Source organism: Streptomyces fulvoviolaceus (assembly GCF_000718165.1).
Lineage (GTDB): Bacteria > Actinomycetota > Actinomycetes > Streptomycetales > Streptomycetaceae > Streptomyces > Streptomyces fulvoviolaceus.
Window position 1 is genome coordinate 160,597 of record NZ_JOEY01000010.1, and the last position, 18,200, is coordinate 178,796.

The 18,200-nt window shown below is 69.1% G+C and carries 13 protein-coding genes; 8 read left to right on the plus strand and 5 right to left on the minus strand.

The features are described from left to right. Window positions 1-39: 39 nt before the first annotated feature. Window positions 40-1,341 (minus strand): sialidase family protein, encoded by a 1,302-nt coding sequence (locus tag IG08_RS0112915; protein ID WP_030600275.1) that lies wholly within the window; start codon window positions 1,339-1,341, stop codon window positions 40-42. 383 nt (window positions 1,342-1,724) lie between these two features. Between IG08_RS0112915 and IG08_RS54125 the strand changes: the two genes are divergently transcribed. Continuing rightward, a complete protein-coding gene (locus IG08_RS54125; RefSeq protein ID WP_234342863.1) occupies window positions 1,725-2,420 on the plus strand; it encodes an SGNH/GDSL hydrolase family protein in 696 nt (231 codons plus the stop codon). Between the two features lie 80 nt (window positions 2,421-2,500). Here IG08_RS54125 and IG08_RS0112925 read toward each other — a convergent pair whose 3' ends face one another. Further along, a complete protein-coding gene (locus IG08_RS0112925; RefSeq protein WP_030600277.1) occupies window positions 2,501-5,725 on the minus strand; it encodes an alpha-L-rhamnosidase in 3,225 nt (1,074 codons plus the stop codon). A 1,004-nt stretch (window positions 5,726-6,729) separates the two neighbouring features. Between IG08_RS0112925 and IG08_RS0112935 the strand changes: the two genes are divergently transcribed. From IG08_RS0112935 to IG08_RS0112945, 3 genes are all read left to right on the plus strand, one after another. Then, window positions 6,730-8,106: an ice-binding family protein gene (locus tag IG08_RS0112935; RefSeq protein WP_030600279.1), complete on the plus strand. Its 1,377-nt coding sequence runs from the start codon at window positions 6,730-6,732 to the stop codon at window positions 8,104-8,106. A 230-nt stretch (window positions 8,107-8,336) separates the two neighbouring features. Then, on the plus strand, window positions 8,337-8,918 hold the full coding sequence (locus IG08_RS0112940) for a DUF5819 family protein (protein ID WP_052424650.1): 582 nt from the start codon (window positions 8,337-8,339) through the stop codon (window positions 8,916-8,918). Beyond that, the gene (locus tag IG08_RS0112945; protein ID WP_030600283.1) at window positions 8,908-10,029 is read left to right on the plus strand and encodes an HTTM domain-containing protein; all 1,122 of its coding nucleotides are present in this window, start codon (window positions 8,908-8,910) and stop codon (window positions 10,027-10,029) included. Before IG08_RS0112940 ends, IG08_RS0112945 begins: the two co-directional genes overlap by 11 nt. Before the next feature lie 198 nt (window positions 10,030-10,227). Here the strand turns inward: IG08_RS0112945 and IG08_RS0112950 are convergent, their stop codons facing one another. The 3 genes from IG08_RS0112950 to IG08_RS0112960 all read right to left on the minus strand — a co-directional run bounded on the left by IG08_RS0112950 (window position 10,228) and on the right by IG08_RS0112960 (window position 14,314). Further along, window positions 10,228-11,595 carry a diacylglycerol/lipid kinase family protein gene (locus tag IG08_RS0112950; protein WP_030600285.1) on the minus strand — a complete coding sequence of 456 codons (1,368 nt, stop codon included), beginning with the start codon at window positions 11,593-11,595 and terminating at the stop codon, window positions 10,228-10,230. Window positions 11,596-12,169: 574 nt separating this feature from the next. Beyond that, window positions 12,170-13,540, minus strand: a complete 1,371-nt coding sequence (locus IG08_RS0112955) for a S53 family peptidase (protein WP_030600287.1) — start codon at window positions 13,538-13,540, stop codon at window positions 12,170-12,172. A gap of 261 nt (window positions 13,541-13,801) precedes the next feature. Then, complete coding sequence (locus IG08_RS0112960; protein ID WP_030600289.1) at window positions 13,802-14,314, minus strand: hypothetical protein; 513 nt, start codon at window positions 14,312-14,314, stop codon at window positions 13,802-13,804. A 434-nt stretch (window positions 14,315-14,748) separates the two neighbouring features. Between IG08_RS0112960 and IG08_RS0112965 the strand changes: the two genes are divergently transcribed. From IG08_RS0112965 to IG08_RS0112975, 4 genes are all read left to right on the plus strand, one after another. Beyond that, entirely contained in the window at window positions 14,749-15,609 is an 861-nt protein-coding gene (locus IG08_RS0112965) for a DUF1963 domain-containing protein (RefSeq protein ID WP_052424659.1), read from the plus strand. Between the two features lie 22 nt (window positions 15,610-15,631). After that, window positions 15,632-15,907 (plus strand): hypothetical protein, encoded by a 276-nt coding sequence (locus IG08_RS60075; RefSeq protein WP_158812225.1) that lies wholly within the window; start codon window positions 15,632-15,634, stop codon window positions 15,905-15,907. 190 nt (window positions 15,908-16,097) lie between these two features. Continuing rightward, window positions 16,098-16,817, plus strand: a complete 720-nt coding sequence (locus IG08_RS0112970) for a DUF4232 domain-containing protein (protein ID WP_030600294.1) — start codon at window positions 16,098-16,100, stop codon at window positions 16,815-16,817. 398 nt (window positions 16,818-17,215) lie between these two features. Continuing rightward, the gene (locus IG08_RS0112975) at window positions 17,216-18,121 is read left to right on the plus strand and encodes an SGNH/GDSL hydrolase family protein (protein ID WP_234342864.1); all 906 of its coding nucleotides are present in this window, start codon (window positions 17,216-17,218) and stop codon (window positions 18,119-18,121) included. The last annotated feature ends 79 nt before the right edge of the window (window positions 18,122-18,200 follow it).

The window sequence follows — 18,200 nt, forward strand, 5'->3', positions numbered from 1 at the left end:
CCCGGCCACGGCCGGACAGCCCTCGCGACAAGGCTGCCGTCACCTCCGGTAAGCACTCAGCGGGACCCGGGCGAGGATGCCGTCCAGTTCGCCGTTACGGCCGTCGGACCAGGTGACGTACGCGTAGCGCTTGTCGAGCGTGATGGTCGACCAGCGGTCTCCGGGAGGCCCGTGGTAGCCGGCGGGCTCGGTGGTCTCGTTGACCTGGAGCGTGCGGCTGAACGTGCGGCCATGGTCGAAGGAGACGACGGAGAAGGCGTCGAGCGTGGTGGTGCGCCACATGATGCCCAGCTGTCCGCCCGGGCCGAAGTCCATCCAGGGGCGTTGTGCGTTGGGTGCTGAGACGACAGCCGGGCCGGTCCAGGACCTGCCGGCGTCATCGGTGACGTACACCTCGAGATTCGACTCCCGGGGCACCATGACGGCGAAGCGGCCCTTGTGTGTCGGGTCGGCCGACACCCAGGGCACCGCGTCCGCGGCCGCGCCCAGGGCGGGTACGGGTACGAGCGCACCGGTGCCGGCAGGTATCGGGGTGCCGCCGCTGTCGGTGACCGGACGGGTTTCCCAGGTCTTTCCGTCATCGCGAGTGACGTGGAACGACACGGTCTCGTCCTGGCTCGAAGACGCCAGGATCCCGTCGTGCACGGCGAATTCACGCCCCGGATATCCGCAGGCCGGAGGCATGTCGGGGGAGACCACGATGCACGGCATGGGACCGGGGATCACAGCGGGATCCGACCAGGTCTCGCCGCTGTCCTCGCTGACGGAGACCGCACTGGGGTACTCCCATTCGGCGCCGGCGACCGCGTAGACCTTGCCGGTGGCGGAATCCACTCTGAGCTTGGGTACACCGCCGAGCATCAGGGGCGTCTCGACCGGACCGATCCAGGTGCGACCGCCGTCGACCGACCGGGAGACGACGTTGTGATTGGTGTAGGTGGTCGCGGGGTCGGGACCGATCTGGTTGTTGGAGAGGTAGAAGACGCCCTTGGAGTCGACGGTCACGATCGGCTCGCCGCACTGGGGGCGGTCGCCCAGCGGCCAGGTCGACCTCTGCCAGGTCTTTCCCCGGTCCTGCGAGAAGGCGACGAAGCACTCCCCGACGGGTTCCAGCGCCGGATGGTTCGGGAAGATCGTCGCCGTGTAGACCAGATTCCTGGGATTCCGGGGGTTGACGGCCAGGACCGGCTGCCCCTCCCGGGTGTCGGGAAGATCGGTGACATCCAGTTCAAGGATGTCTTCGCCCCCGGGACCGCGCTGCGCGGCAGTGCGTGTCTCGGCGAAGGCGGCGGGAGCGCCGGCCAGAAGGACGAGCGCGGACAGCAGCGCGGTCGACTTCATCCTGGGTAATACGGGGAGTGTCATCGTGGCGAGCCTCTCTGATCTCCGTGCGTGTACGGGACTTGGAGGTTGGGGCTTCTCAAGATGCGAGGCATCTTTGGGCCCCCCGAGAGTGCCAGGCAGCCCTCACCGGCGGCCTCATGCGAACGCAGGTCGCGGCCTACCGCATTCGCAGTGCCAGAGAACGGGCATTGCCAAGCAACTTCCGTGCAACAACTGGGAGTTGCGCGACAAGCGGCTCGCTGTACGATCCCGTTCCGCACCTCGATCCAGAAGGAACTCATGCGTAAATTGACGTCGATCGCTGCCGCCGCCGTGATGGCATTCGCCGGGCTGACGGCGGCGGCCAGTGCTCCCGCCCAGGCTGCGGGAGATCTGGAGACGTGGCTCTGGGGGATTCGTACGCATCCGGCGTCGGCGCGGGTCATTACGACACCGCCGGCGGTGACTGCAAGCGCAGCGCGCTCAACTACCCCGCCCTGTCGCAGGCCGCGCACGACGGATACACGCTGAAGGACGTCTCCTGCAGCGGCGCGACCATCGCGGACGTACGCGCCGACCAGCTGGCCGCCGTGACCAGCGGCACCGACCTCGTCACCCTCACCGTGGGCGGCAACGACGCCCAGTTCGCCACCGTGGTCCAGGACTGCCTTCTGGAGACGGACAGTTACTGCAGGACGGCCACGGCGTGGATGTCGTACTACGCCAGGAACCAGCTGGTGACCGAGCTCGCCGGGCTGTACGAGGACATCAAGGCCAAGGCGCCGCAGGCTGAGATCATCGTCCTCGGCTACCCACAGGCGCTCTCCTCGACCGGGACCTGCCCGGTGATCGACCTCAGCGCCGCCAAGCGCACCTACATGAACGGTTTCGCCGACGCGCTGGCCGAGGGCACCAAGGCCGCGGCCGGCCAGCAGTCGGTCACGTTCGTCGACGTGCGCGACACGTTCAAGGATCACGGGGCGTGCGGCTCCGACCCGTGGATCAACGACCTGAACAACGCGTCCGAGGTCTTCCACCCGAGCCTGACGGGTTACCTGGCGGGTTACTCCGACCAGCTCAACAAGGCCTGGGGCTGACCCGCCGGCTGCCCGGGCCGGTGACGTCCCGGGCAGCCGCACCGCCTCGATCCGGCTCGATCCGGCTCGATCCGGCTCGATCAGGTGGTGAAGCGGTGGGTGCCGGAGCCGACCCGGTAGACCGCGCAGCCGTCCTCCTGGCGCAGGAACGTTCCGTGCGTGCGGGTCACCGCGTCGGGACCGGACGCGGGGATCCACACCTCGGCGGTCGTGTTGGGCGGCACCGCGCACGTCAGCGTCAACCGGCCGGACTGCTGCCGCCAACGGGTGGAGACGGGGCCGTAGACCGAGGTGAACGTGGCGCGAGCGGTGGTGACGGCGCCGCCGGGCCGGGGGCGGATGACGATCTCGCGGTAGCCGGGCCGGCCCGCCGAGATGCCGGCGATGTTCGTGTACATCCATTCCCCCACCGAGCCGTAGGCGTAGTGGTTGAAGGAGTTCATGTCCGGGGTCTGGAAGCTGCCGTCGGGCCGGACGGAGTCCCAGCGTTCCCACATCGTGGTGGCGCCCCGGTCGATCTGGTAGCCCCAGCCGGGGAAGGAGCGTTGCTCCAGCAGGCGGTAGGCGACGTCGGTGTGGCCCGTGTCGGTCAGGACGGGCAGCAGTCGGGGCGTGCCGAGGAAGCCGGTCGACAGATGCCAGTCCCTGGCCTCGACCAGAGCCACGAGCCGGTCGGCCGTGGCCTTCCGCGACGCGTCCGGCAGCAGGTCCATCGACAGCGCCAGGACGTAGGCGGTCTGCGTATCGCCTTTGATACGGCCGTCTGAGGCGACGTAGGCGTTCTGGAAGGCCGCCTGTATCCGTCCGAAGAGATCGCGATACGGGGCGGCGTCCTCGCCGAGTTCCGCGGCCATCCGGGCCGCGAGGTCGGCGCTGTGCGCGAAGTACGCGGTGGCGATGACGTCCTTGGGGGTCTCGTCGTCGACGTTCAGCCAGTCGCCGTATCCCTGCGCCGGGCGCAGCAGTCGGTCGCTGTTCCTCTCCAGGTACGTCAGCCAGGCCCGGACGGACGGCCAGGCGTCCTCCAGGACTTGGCGGTCGCCGTACGCCTGGTAGAGGGCCCAGGGAACCGTGACGCCCGCGTCGCCCCAGCCTGCGGTGCCGTTGCCGAGCGTGCCGACCACCGGCGCCACGTCCGTGAACGCGCCCTCCGCGGTCCGGGAATCCCGAAGGTCGACAAGCCACTTGGACAGGAAACGGGCCGACTCCATCGTGTACGCGGCCGTGGGCGCGAAGACGTTGATGTCACCCGTCCACCCCAGCCGCTCGTCACGCGCGGGCGTATCGGTCGGCACGGAGAGGAAGTTGCCGCGCTGCCCCCAAGTGATGTTGTGGTGCAGCTGGTTGAGCATCGGTACGTCGGTCTCGAAGTCGAGGGTGAAGGGGGCGGACGTGTGCATGACGCGCCCGGTGACGGCCTCCGCCGAGGGCGTGCCGGGGAATCCGGTCACCTCGACATAGCGGAACCCGTGGAAGGTGAAGCGCGGCTCGTAGACCTCCTCCCCCTGCCCCTTGAGGGTGTACGTGTCGGTCGCCGCCGCGCTCCGCAGGTTCGCGGTGTAGACGGTGCCGTCGGGGTTGAGGACCTCGGCGTGTCTGAGCCGGACGGTCGTTCCCGCGTCGCCCGACACGCGCAGGCGTACCGAGCCGACCAGGTTCTGGCCCAGGTCGAACACGTAGGCACCGGGCCTGGGTTGGGTGACTTCTGTCGGCGTCAGCTCCCGCTCCACGCGTACCGGGCCGTCCACCTGCGCGACGATCAGCCCGGGACCGACGTCACCGACGCCACCCATGCCTCGCACGCCGAGCCAGCCCGTGTCGTCGAAGCCGGGTGAGGCCCAGCCGGGGGTCTCCTTGCGCGCGTCGTACGTCTCACCGTTCAGCAGATCGGCGGCGACGATCGGCCCGGCGGCGGCCCGCCAGTCGGTGCCCGACGTGATGCGCTCACTCGTCCCGTCCGTGTACTCGACCTCCAACTGGGCGAGCAACGCCGGGCGTTGACCGTACTGACCGGGCCCGAACATGCCGACGTTGCCCGCGTACCAGCCGGGTGCCAGGTGGGCCCCGATGGCGTTGGCGCCCGGCCGCAGGAGTGTGGTGACGTCGTACGCCTGGTACTGGAGGCGCGTGCGGTAGTCCGTCCAGCCGGGAGCGAGGTGGTCGCGGCCCACCCGGCTGCCGTTGAGGTGGGCCTCGTACAGGCCGAGCGCCGTGGCGTACAGGCGTGCGCGGGACACCTTCCGGCGCGGGAGCCGGAACTCGTGCCGCAGCTGGGTGACGGCGTACGACACCGGGACGACCCTTCCCCACGGTCCGCCGCCCCATGCGGCAGCCACCGCGGCCGCCGGCCAGCCGCCGTCGTCGAAGCCGAACTCGCGCCAGTCCGCGGGGGGTTCGTGGTCCGTAGTCTTCCAGGAGCCGTCGGTGAACACCTTCTGCTCACCGGAGGCGGTCCGGACGACAAGGACGGTGATGAGTCCCGCCGGGCCCTCGGCCGCGTTGGTGGCGGCGACGGCGATAACGTTGTCACCACCCCGCACCCGGTCCAGTACGTCGATCACGGCCGGACGGCGCCAGTCCTCGTGGTCCGTGTCGAGATCGGTGCGGGCCACCTCGACGCCGTTCACGGAGACGGCGTACACGTTGTCCGCGGTGATGGCGAGCGTCGCCGCCGTGATCCCGTCGGGGAGTTGGGCGGTGCCGCGGAACCAACGGGTGGCCGCCGGGACGCTGCTCGTCGGATCACCCTCGGGGAACCAGATCCAGGAACCGCCTTCGAAGGACGGCGCGTCCGTGAGGTCCGCCGGTGCGGAGATCCAGTCGGCGGTCCACTGCCCGGCATCCATGAGGCCGGTCTCCCACCACGAGGGCGCGCTCCAGCCGGAGACCTGCCCGTCGGCGTCCCACACGCGTACGGACCAGTGGTAGCGCGTCCGCGGCTCGAGCCCGGGACCTGCGTAAGGCACGAGGACGGACTCGCCGGACGTGACCTTCCCGCTGTCCCAGACGTCCGGACGGGGCAGGCCCGACGCGGTGGTGGCAACGCGGATCTGATAGGCGCTCTGACGCATGCCGACCTCGTCGGAGACCAACGGCCAGCTCAGCCGGGGGCGTTGCGCATCGATCCCCAGGGGGTGCCGGATGTATTCCACGGTCGGCGCCGTGACGCGCACCCCGTTGTGCCGGGTCTGTGTCTGCGCCTGAACCTGTCCGGATGCCGGCGCGGCCGTCGCCGGTACGCCGTCGACGGTTGCTGCCGCGACCGTGGCGACTGCGCCCGCGAGAATGTTCCTCCTGCTGATCACTACGACTCCTCACTCGCACGGAATGGATGAATCGATTCAGATGTGAGAGGCGTGAGTAACGTAGAGCCGAGTGAGGCCGGGGTCAATCGTTGTGCAATTCTTTTCGTGACGCGGCTACTTCGCGATGGCTCCGGGCGGGGCCGGCGTGCGAGGCGGATGCGAGAGCATTGAACGGTTTCAATCAGGCGGAGTGGTCGACCGACGCGTTGGGGTGGTGCCGTGCGGCGCACCCCGGCAGTTCCTTTGCAGGCGGGGGGGCAGCGGCAAAACGTATGCCCCGGGCCGCTGACCCGGGGCTTCGATCTGGAGCGGATGACGAGAACCGAACTCGCACTCTCTTTTCCGGTCTGCGGGTCTGCTCCACGGTCGAGCGTCGACGTCTCCTGGCCTGTATCGCCGACGGCGGTGACAACGACTCCGGCGCAAACACGCCGGAGTCGCCCTTCCGGGCGGTTGCACGTGAGAGTGAACCAACCCACAGCCAATATTACTGCGGACAGCGCAGTTCGGACATGTCCCGAGCGATGCCTCGAAGCCACTCTTCCCGCGGCCCACCATGCACCGAATACCGTGGTGTGTCAGTTTGGCTCTGCCGGGCGTATCGCCCGTAACCCGACGACCGCGATCAGGCCCTCACTCATCAGATAAGCCAAGGTGGCGGGCCGGATCCTCGTCGCGGATACCAAGATCATGAAGTCGTCCCGCCTCGGGCGATACCGATAGGAGTGGCGGCCCTCCATAGGTAGCGCGCGATCTTCCGGCGGTGGTCTTCCCTTCCGTCGACCGTGCCGGATGGGCGCCTTTGGCGATAGTTCCGATTTCAGAGCCGCCCGGCCCATTAAGTATTCCTATGCATTTTGCGGTCCATTCAGTGATTCCGGGGAAATCCCTCTCAGAGGATCACCGACCGGCATGCTCCTCAGTAATATGCCAACGCCAGAAACAGGCGATTCTGTGCGACCGGGAACCGCCAAGACCATCCGTATAAGGGAGTTGGCCCCTCGATGACGCTGAATATTCCTGACGTGCCTCTACGGCGAACCATGTCGGTCTGGATCGCGGCGGTAATGGCCGTGGTGATCGCCGCTGCCGTACTCGCGATGACGCCGACACGAGCAAATGCCGCTGCCATCCCTGTGCCTCTCGGCACGGCAGCGGATTTCGGAGTACTGGCTGGTTCGACAGTCACCAACACCGGCAGCTCGGTGATCCAGGGCAACGTCGGAGTGAGTCCGGGTTCGGCCATCGTGGGTTTCCCGCCCGGCCTCGTGCTGCCGCCCGGAGCTCTGCATGCTGGTGACGCCGTCGCTGCCGGAGCCCAGAGCGATCTGGGGATTGCGTACAACCAGGCCGCCGGACAGGCACCGGACGTCACGTACGTCGACAGTCCCCATGAGTTCGGTGGTCAGACGCTGATTCCGGGCGTCTACAAGGCGCCCGTCGCCGCAGAAATTACCGGCCCGCTCACCCTGAACGCCCAGGGCAACGCCAATGCCGTCTGGGTGTTCCAGATCGGTTCCTCGCTGAAGACGGCATCCGCCAGCGAGGTACGTCTCATCAATGGCGCCTCGCCGTGCAATGTGTACTGGCAGGTCGGCAGCTCGGCCACGCTCGGTACCAGCTCCACGTTCGTGGGCAACATCCTGGCCTCGGCCTCGATCACGGCCACCACGGGGGCGACCATCAACGGCCGGCTACTGGCCGCTGCGGTCGACGACGGAGCCGTGACGTTGGACAGCAACAGGATCTTCCAGGGGCAGTGCGCGACCGGGAGCACCGGTGGGACCACGGGTGGTCTGGTCAGTGGTGGTCTGATCGCCGGTGCCACAACAGGTGACACCACGACGGGCACCACGACCGGCACGACGACGGGCACCACGGGGAGCACCACGACCGGGACCACGACCGGGACCACGACCGGGACCACGACCGGCACCACGACCGGCACCACGACCGGGACCACGACCGGCACCACGGGCAGCACCACGACCGGCACCACGGGCAGCACCACGGTCGGCGTCGTCGGCGGTGTGCCGACGGGTGGTGGAACCGGTGGTGTTCTGGGCGGCGTTCTCGGTGGCGTCCTGACGTCCGGTGGAACCACCGGCGGCGCGCTGGGCGGCGTCGTCGCGGGAGCCACCTCGGGCGGCAGCGTCGGTGGTGCGACAGGTGGCCAGACCGGCGGCGCGACCGGTGGAAACGACCACGACCACGGCGGGAAGCCCGACGACCACGACCACGGTGGCAAGCCCGACGACCATGACCACGGTGGCAAGCCCGACGGCCACGGCCATGGCGGGAAGCCCGACGGCTACGACCATGGCGGGAAGCCCGAGGGCTACGGCGGCGGCCATGAAGATCACCAGGAGAAGTCTGACTAGCTCCACCTAGCTCCATGCGAGCAATCAGGACCGGTGGCGCGCGCCGGATCGTGACAGTTCCGTCGCGCGCCGCCGGCGAGATCTCAGGAGAAGCAGTGAGAGAAGCCAGGACGGAAAGGCCCGTTGGGCCCGAGCCGACAGGGGAGAAGGCCCGGGGAGGAGAAATCCCTGCGCTCCGAGATCCTTCGCAGTCTCCGCCCATCCTCCTGAGAGCGGGGACGAGCGCCGCCGTGGTCCTGTGTCTGGCGACGGCCCTGGTCCACGTCCTCCTCGTGTTTCTGCACGTGGCACCCCCCAACCCGCTCTCCCAGCAGTACAGCCGGCAGGTCAATGCGTGGATCTTCCCCCTGTTCGAGCAGAACTGGAGACTCTTCGCGCCGGATCCGGAGTCCGTCAACCGACAGATCTCGGCGAGGACCATGCACACCGCCCCGGACGGCACGGTGCGGGTGAGCGGCTGGTTCGACCTGACCGCCGTGGACAACTCCGCGGTGAAGCACAACGCCTTCCCGAGCCATACGGCACAGAACATGCTGCGGCGGGCATGGAGTTCGTACCTCGAAACCCATGGTGGCGACGACCAGCCTCGCTCGGAGCGGGCGCTGATGGTGCAGCGGTATCTGACCAACATCGCCGCGGATCGCATCGCCGACCGCCGCGGGGGCACCTTCGAGTCCGTCCAGCTGCGGGTGATCACCGTGCCCGTCGCCGCGCCTGCCGGGGGGAGCGGCCCCGATGCGTCCGCCACGGCGCCGAAGCCTGCCGAAACGCGGTATCTGCCCTGGTGGAAGGTGGCCTCCCATGGAAACTGAGCAGTCGCTCCCGCCGTGCCGGCGTGCTCCCGAGGCGGCGGACGCAAGCGCGCCGCGCCATGTACCCGGGCGGATCGGTGAGTTGCTCACCGTCGTGACCGACCGGCCGGTCTCGCTGTACGCCGCGGCGGTCCTCCGGATCGGATACGGCCTGCTCTATCTCGTCTTCCTGCTGCGCGAGTTCCCGCACCGTGACCAGATCTGGGGCCCCGGCTCACCATGGACGCCCGAGCTGGCCAGGCAGCTGTTCGACCAGACGGGGTGGGCCAGCATCCTCACCCTGTCCGACAGCCGAGCGTACTTCGAGACCTGCTACGTGCTGGCACTCGTCACCTCCGCGCTGTTCATGGTGGGTTGGCGGACCAGAGCGGTGTCCGTGCTGTTCGCGGTCGTGGTGGCCTCGTTCCACGCCAGGGCCATCTTCATGACCGACGGCGGAGACAACCTCGTCCTCCTGATGGCCATGTACCTCGTCTTCACCGCATGCGGCCGACGCTGGTCCCTGGATGCGCGCAGAGCCCGTCTCCGGGCCTCCGCAGGCAAGACCCCGCGCCCGCCGGGGGGTCGGGCTGCGGCCGCCGGGCTCCGTGGTTCCCGCCGGACCCTGACGTCGGTGCTGCACAACTGCGGCATGTTCGTCATCGCGGCCCAGGTCTGCTTCCTCTACGGATCCGCGGGCCTCTACAAGGTGCAGGGCGGCACCTGGGGCAACGGCACCGCCCTCCACTACGTCCTGAACCTCGACCTGTTCCGGCCCTGGCCCGAGCTCTCCCTCATGGCGGACGAGCACGACGTACTGATCGCCGTCGCCTGCTACCTGACAGTGCTGTTGCAGGTCGCCTTCCCGTTCGTCCTGTTCGGACGGCTCAAGTACCCGGTCCTGACCGTGCTGCTGGGCATGCACCTGGGTATCGCCGTCCTCATGGGGCTGCCGCTCTTCTCCGGCGCGATGATCATCGCGGACGCCGTGTTCCTGCCGGACCGCTTCTACCGGTCACTGGGACGACTGTGGCGGCGCACGAGCAGGCGGCCGGACGTCCGGAAGACAGGTGCTCCACCGCGCGGTGAGCAGGCACTCGTGCCGTCGCAGCCCGCACCGTCGAGCCACTGAAGACCCTGTGGTCGGGTGTGTGCCGCACAGGCGCTCAGGACCGGTCGGCGTACCGGGTCCCGCCTGACGACCTACTGCTCCGAGGGAAGATCCGGCCGCCGGGCGGGACTTGGACGGCCCTCGCTGCCGCAAGGCACAGAGCGCCGTTCAGTCCGTCCCCGGAGTCCCTGGAAACCGGTTCCGCCGTGGCCGTTGAGGTCACCGGCGTGTCTGCCGGCTCTTCGGGAGCGCCGTCCACCCGACCCTTGCCGCCAGTTTGCGCAGTCGGCGCCAGTCCAGGGCCGGCTTGACCGCCGGTACGCCGGGTCGGGTGCGGGGCACGCGCACCCGTAGGGCCCCCGCCTCGACGCGGCAGTGCACGGGGGTGGTGAGCATCAGCGCTTCGCCGTCGACACCGACCGCGATGGCGTCCTGGTCGGCGTCCACCACGACCTCCCGGGCGGCGGCTGCGGTGAGCCCTTCGGAGTGTCGCCCGCGCAACAGCCCGGCAGCCTGGGCCGCGCCCTCCACCGTCACGGCGAGTACGCCGAGCACACCCAGATCCATCCGTTCCCGTCTTCCGAGGCCGGCGATGTCATGAATGCTGTAAGGGTTGTTGCTGACCAGGACCGCCTGGGGCGAGTCGATGGCGACGACGGGGCCGCCCATACCTGTGAGGTGCGCGGTGAGGCGCGGACCCTTCTCACGCGTGAGCAGTTCGGGCAGCAGCTCCAGTGTCGTGCGTACCTTGTCGTCACGGTATGCCGGGCTCTGCACGATCGCGGCATACGCTCCGAACGACGCGTTGTTCACGAAGGGGTTGCTGTTGGCGAAGCCGAGATCGGCCCGGATCTCGACGCCGTCGGTGAGTGCGTCCAGGCAGGTCGACGGGTCATCGCGGTCGAGCCCGAGGTCCATCGCGAAGTGGTTGCGGGTACCGGCGGAGATCACCAGGAACGGCACATCGTGCTCCGCCGCGACTGCCGCGACGAGTGCCTGCGTCCCGTCCCCGCCGGCCACGCCGAGCAGGTCGGCGCCCTGAGCGAGTGCGTCACGGGCGAGGGCGGCGACGTCTTCGGGGCCGTCCGGCCGGGTGGGGTCGAGCAGATGCACTCGGGCTCCGAGCTCCTCTGCCCTCGCCCTGAGTCCGAACCGCTCGACCTTCCCGCCTCCCGACCGCGGGTTCATGATGAGGAACGGCCTCGCGGGAGGAGGCGTCTCGTACTCCACGACCTGTACGACGTGGGACTGCGTGCTGGACAGCGCGAACTTGCCGGTCCACACGGCCAACCCCCACAGAGCCAGCAGCAGGAGGAGCAGCCAGAACAGGTGCGCCGTGACGAAGAGCGTGACCGCGCCGGCGGGAGCGGCGACGGCAAGGACCCCTGAGGCGATCCGGAACCACCCCCGACGGGTGAGCATCCACCACACCGCCACCAGACTCACGGCGACCGAAACGGCCCCTGCCGCCACGAGGGCCAGCCCTCCCGACGGAGCCGTTCCCATCGGCGCGATCAGCGCCAGCCCCGCGCACGTCAACGACGCCCGTGCCGCCCATCGTTGCCGCGCGTGCGCGCGCTCGTTCATTCCCCGGCCGGCGCTCGGACCTGCGCCGGCGCGTATCCATGTGCGCACGTACTTTGCTCCGCCTTCCAAGACTCGCTCCGTCTGTGATCCCCCGCGCGGCAGGAGCCGATCCTGCCAGGAGTGATCTCCATGCGGGGAGGGGTTCGAACATCGCCAAGGGGGCCCTTGACCTTGCGAGATCAAACGATCCCGCCACCAGCCCGTCGCCACGAGGGATCGCACTCCCCGACCGGAGGTGGAGCCCGCTCCACCAGAGGGCGCGGGCCACGCACGCCGGTGCCCACGTGGACCGGGTGACCGGTACGACCATGCGAGATCAGCGGATCACCGACGGCATGCTCCAGGCCGCGGCGGAAGGCGTCGCCGACCCCGCCGATCTGTCGGAGCCCGGTGCCGGAGGTGGAGAAGAGGAGGCGGCGTCGACCTGCCCAGGCGCTCCGCCGCTTCCCCGCCGGCACGGCCCCACCACCCGAAGGCCGCTGACCGGAGTACGGGTGGCCGCGACGGGGACGGGAGCGGTGAATCCGGACGGCCCGGGTGCGGGACCCGGGCCGTCCGTGTGGTGTCGGGGGAGTCAGCCGTGGCGGCTCGCCCGCGCGAGAGCCGGGACGAAGCGGAGGGCGTCCACGGTGCCGACGCCGGTGGCGAGGTCGTAGCCCTTGACCGCCTTGTAGCCGGCCACGCCCTCATAGCTGTTGTCGGTACCGTCGTTGACGTCCACGACGCCCTTGGCGTGGCGGGCGTAGAGGTCGTACAGGGACTTCTGGATGTTGCCCACCCGGTGGCCGGCCGCCTGGTCGGCGAGCGCGACGATGCCCGCGAAGAGCGGGGTGGCCTCGCTGGTGCCGCCGCTGACGTCCCAGCCCGTTGCGGTCGGGTCGTAGCTGGAGTAGATCCAGGCGCCGCCGTCGACCGCGGCGGACATCGAGATGTCCGGGGTGCCGCGATGGGTGCCGACGATGCTCTTCACGCCGTTCTGGAAGGCCGGGCGGGTGAAGACGTGGGACTGGCCGCCGCCACCGGAGCCGTAGTCGTTGTAGACGCTGTCCGGTTTGACGCGGTCGCCCTTGTCGTTCAGGTGGAGCTGGGTGCCGCCGACCGAGGTGACCAGCGGATCCGAGGAGGGCCAGGAGTTGACGCGCTTCTTGTAGTACGTCTTGCCGTCCGCCTTGAGGTCGGTCGCGCCGCCGTCACCGGAGGCGGCCAGCACGGTCACATGCTTGCGGTTCGCGTCCTGGAAGGCGTACCGCAGGTTCTTGATGCTGGAGAAGTCGCCCTTGCCGAAACCGGGGAAGGTGTTCTCGGTGGCACCGAAGCTCTGGCTGATGACGTCGCCGACGCCGTGGTCGATCATGTACTTCTCGGCGTCCATCATCTCCGGCAGACCGGTGGTGCCCTCGGTCTCGGAGACCGCCGTCTCCACCACGACTATCTTGGCGTCGGGCGCCACCGCGTGTGCCATCTGGACGTCCAGGGTGGTCTCGCCCGCCCAGCCGGTCATGTCGGAGTTCTTGGGGTCGAAGGCGGGGACGTGCCCCCACTTGACCACCTTCACCTTGGTGCTGGGCAGACCGAACTGCTTGCTGTAGACGTCGAGATCGTGCTGGACGGTCGGCGAGCCGTACGAGTCGACGATGACGATGGTGCGTCCCTTGCCCGTGACACCCTTGCGGTAGAGGGCGTTCAGGTTGTACGCGGTGCGGTACTGGAGCGGGCTGTAGCAGTTGACCTGCCACTTGGCCTGGCACTGCGCGCTGGAGAGCGGGCTGCTCACGTCGTGGACCAGGGTGTGCCCGACGACGGCCGGTACCGCCTTGGTGTGCGGTACGGCGGCAGGCGCGGTGGCGCCGAGGCCGGCCGGGGCGGCGGTCGCCAGCGCGGCGACCGCGAGGGCGGCGACGGACGTGGCAGCCGCGACGCCCCGCCCGCTACGGGCTATGTGCATGAATCCCCCTGTGGTTCGGAATCTCACGAAGTGGTCTCGGTCCTACGAAGTGATCTCGAAGTGATCTCGAAGTGGTCTTCGCGCATCCCATCGAGCGCTTCATGCACAGAACAAGGGCGTTGAACGGACGATGCCGAACCCTTTACCCCGCGATGGGCAGCTCCCCTACGGGAGCGCGATCGCGCTCCCGGCCCTGCGGCTCGCCCTGTGCCGTGCACGCGGACGGCTTCCGGCTCTCGTGGGGAGTACGCCCGTCGGGGTTCAGTCGAAGAGGGCCACCCTCGGGGCCACCGTGCCCTTGGCCTGCGGGTTGACGACGGTCAGCCGGTAGACCTGGGTGAGGGTCTCGCCCGCGCGCAACGTGCGCTGCGCGGCCGGGAGGTCGGTGAACAGCGTGCCGGTCTGGGTGCCGACCTGTACGGCCTCCCAGCAGCCGTGCGCGGTGCGCCGCTCCAGCTTGATGTCCGCCGGGGTGAGGAACGGCCCGGCGTCAGCGGACTCCACCAGGAGCTGGGGAGCAACGGTCCGGTCCGCCGACGAGTCGTTGCGGTAGGTGACCGTGACCTCGTGCTGCTCGCCGTCGGTCGGGAGGGGGCTCGTGGGCAGATCCACGAAGGCGGTGGGTGTCGCGGGCGCCTGTTCCCGCGCAGCCGTGGATGTTCCGGCGACAGCCTGCCGCGCGGACGCGATGGCGGGTCCCGCCGTGGCCAGGCCGGAGAGCGCCACGACAAGGATCACTGAGGCAAGCCTGAGACGACTGTTCTTCAAGGACATGTTCGCTGATCCTTCGAATTCGCGCGGGTGAACTGACCTGCCCGGCAGGGTTGTTGGCCACGGACGTTCTGAACGTTACGCAGCGCAGCCTAGGCGCCGGACGGCGCCCGGCGGATCGGCCTAATGGCCGAGGCAGGTGCGTGGACTTCTGGCCGAACGGCGGAGGAAGGCGGGTTCGGCTTCTGAGTGAAGGAGCGAGGCGGACAACGCGTGACGCCTCGCTGTGCGACCGGGTGCAGAAGTGAAGATCGTGGGTGACCATGGCCGGTTCTGGCCACCGCAGCGCAGGGCCGTACTCGCCGGGGCTCTGCTGGTCTCCGCGGCCCTGACCACCGGCCGTTCATCGAAGTCGGCCCCTGGTTCCCTGGCGGCTCCTCGGCTGCCCGCCGCGGCTTCGAAGTGGCTGTGTCAGTGCCTCCCCTTACGGTGTGCTCATGACTCCTGAGATGTGGGACCGGTTAAGTCCCTTCCGTGACAAGGCGATTGCGCGGGGCATACCGGCCGACGACGCGGAGCGATGGCTGGCCACCGCCCGCCCCTGTGCGACGCTGACGCGGGGCGGGGACGGGCCGGTCGTGGGCCGATTCGGCGGTCCGCTCCTGCTTCCGGCCGATACTCCGGACCCCGCTCACCCCTTCGTCGCCTCCATCGACCTCGCGGCCCTGCCCGCCGACGCGACGGACCTGCCTCTGCCTCCCGACGGTCAGCTGCTGCTCTTTGCCTTCCCCGAGACCGAAGGCGATGACGAGACCATGGGCAGCGTGGTGTACGTCCCCGTCGGCACGGCCGTGGCCGAACGGGACAGGCACGCTTGGAACTCCTTCGACTCGGATGACTACGAGGCGATGTTCGAGGAGTTCCCGCAGGGCCCGCTGCAGGCGACGGCCAATGTGTCGCTGCCCCACCACAAGTCGGTCATTCAGCCCGGCATGCCGTGGGGCGGGCCGCATCCCGGGCATCCCCGCTGCGAGGAACTCGTCGCGGTCTGGGAGAGCACCCGTGCGGACATCGCCCCCGAGGGGCCGCTACAGATCGGGGGATACGCCGATGAGGAGGCCATCGACACCGACCCGGTCGCCCACGCCGTACACAGCGCGGTGAAAGCCGTGGAAGCAGGCTGGGGGGACGGACCGGTTTCGGGTGACGTCTCGGACTGGGTGCTCCTGGCCGACTGGGTGGCCGGCATCGACGTGCAGGGCTGGGAGAGCGCCACCGTCCACTGGGTGATCCAGCGCGAGGACCTGGCCGCGCGGCGCTTCGACCGCACGTTCACCAGCGTCTACTGGAACCCCTGACCCGTTCCCGGGGCGTTTCGTGGTGAGCGACGCGATCGCCTTGGAGTTCGAGACCAGTTCGCAGTGGATCCATCTGCCGGAGCGGTACGACAGTTGGCGAGGCGTCTACAACCGGCTGCTTCTTGGTGCGGGTGCGGGTGCGGGTGCGGGTGCCGAGGGCCCTGGCTACGTCTGCGACCAGCTGATCGGCCAGGTCGATCACGACTTCGGGCCGTGCGTCCGCGGGGTCGCCACACCCCATCCGGGTACTGCCCGACGATCTGCTGGCCTCGGTTTCCTCACTCCCTGTTGCCCCTGACACCCGTTCCCCGCAGTCCTCGCATCCCATTCGCCCGTTCCAGGGTGACTGTGTTCTCGCTGGTCAGAGTGTATTTCGGCGTTCCAGCGTCCCCAATACCCCGCTGGGCGTGGCGGTCGGGACGGATCACCTCACAAGCTTCGGTCATCCAGTCACCACCGCCACCCGAACGCCGAAGGGGCACATCAACATGTCCAAGTTCCGCACCTCCCGCGCCCGTCTCGTCGCCGCCACCGCGACCACCGTCCTCGCCGCGCTCTCCCTGACCGCGTGCAACGACGGAACGGGCGCCAACGACGAGGGTGCGGCGGCGACCACCTCCACGAGCCCGTCGTCCGACGCGACCTCCTCCTCGGGCGCGAACTCCAACTCCACTGGTTCCACGGGCTCCTCCGGCGGCAAGTCCACCGCCGGGTCCACCACCGCCGGTTCGAAGCCCGCCGCCGGCGCCCCCGCGTCGAAGGCGCCCGGCTCGTCGAGCAAGCCGGTCACCTGTGAGGGGTCCAACACCAAGACGGTGGCGGCCCCGCTGAACCGCCCCGTGAACCACATGCTGCTCACGGTGACCAACACCGGCAGCAAGTCCTGCTTCCTGTACGGCTACCCGACCGTCCAGTTCACTGACGCCCAGTCGGTGCCGCCGGTCATCGAGGACTCGCAGCCGCAGGCGGTCGTCACGCTCGAGCCGGGCCAGTCCGGGTACGCGGCCATCAGCCTGTCCGCCACCGACGGCAGCAGCGAGAGCGGCTACACCGCGAAGTCCCTGACCGTCTACTTCTACGGTCGCTCCATGAGCGGGAACGTCGGCGTCGCCGCCCACCCGTCGCTGCCCGCGAAGGGCGTCTACATCGACGACTCGATCAAGGTCACGTACTGGCAGCAGTCGATGGACGACGCCATCAACTGGTGACCCGAGCGCGCGCTCGACGAACAGCAGCACCCGCAGGATCTCCCGCTTCGTAACTGCCTACTTCGGCGCGGCCTTCCAGGTCATCGTCATCGTCATGGGCGGCACGGGCGGCACGGGCGGCACGGGCCGCCCGGCGAAGGAGGCGGGGGCCCTCCGCCGCGGCCACGCGGTCTGAACTCTCCCTCGGCGACAGTGAGTTGCGCACGCGTCACAGCGGGCGACGGCCAGACCCTCCGGATGTCCTGGTTCTGTCACGCGACAGCCATCACGTGGTCTCACCAGTAACCACATGCGGCACTGCGTGCTCTTCCCTGACAGCACCGGAGCGGACCACACCCCATGAACCATGAAGACAGGAGCACCTTGTGGCAACGGACACACCCCGACGAAACGCCCTGATGGCCTGTGCAGCCCTGGTCATGGGTGCCCTCACCCTCACGGCCTGCGGCGGCAGCGCCACAGCGGACGGCTCCAGTCGGCAGTCGAAGGCCCAACTGGCCCTGACCGCCGACTCGGTCACCACGAAGACCGCTCAGGCGGGGACCGCCTCGACCACGGCGGCCGGTCTCGACTACGTCGCGATGGGCAGCTCGTTCGCCGCGGGCCCGAGCATCCCACCCGTGCAGTCCAGCAGCGGGGCCGCGGCGTGCAGCCGGTCGAACAACAATTACGCCGCCATCGTGGCCCGCGACACCGGGGCGAAGCTGACGGACGTCACCTGCAGCGGCGCCACGACGGCCAACATCCTCACCACCAACCAGGGTTCGCAGCCGCCGCAGATCAACGCCGTGAACAGCGGGACCGACCTGGTCACGATCACCATCGGCGGCAACGACGTCAACTACCTGGGCAGCATGGTCACGTACTCCTGCCAGAACAGCGGCGGCACGAACTGTGGCACCGTGGACCGGGCCGCGATCAACACCGCCCTCGGCGTGGTGGGCCAGCGGATCGAGAACGTCGTGAACGCCGTCCACACCAGGGCCCCGCAGGCACGCGTCCTCCTGGTGAGCTACTCCACCCTCCTGCCCGACACCGGTGGTTGCACCGGTGTACCGCTCACCGCCGACCAGCGCGTGTACGAGCGCAGCGTCGCCCTCCGCCTGTCGCAGGCGTACATCGCCGCGGCGAACGACACCGGGGCGACCCTGGTCCGCCTCGCCACCGCCAGCCACGGCCACGACGCCTGCGCGGCCGACCCGTGGGTGGAGAAGTACAAGCCGGCCTCGGGACGGACCACATACCACCCGAACGAGGCCGGCATGAAGGCCGCGGCCTCCCTGGTGGAGTCCGCGCTGGGGTGAGGTTCGCGCCGGGTACCGACACCCTGCGCCCGGGCTTCACCCGGTGCGCGAGAGAGGGCGGCACCTGCGCGGTGGCCTA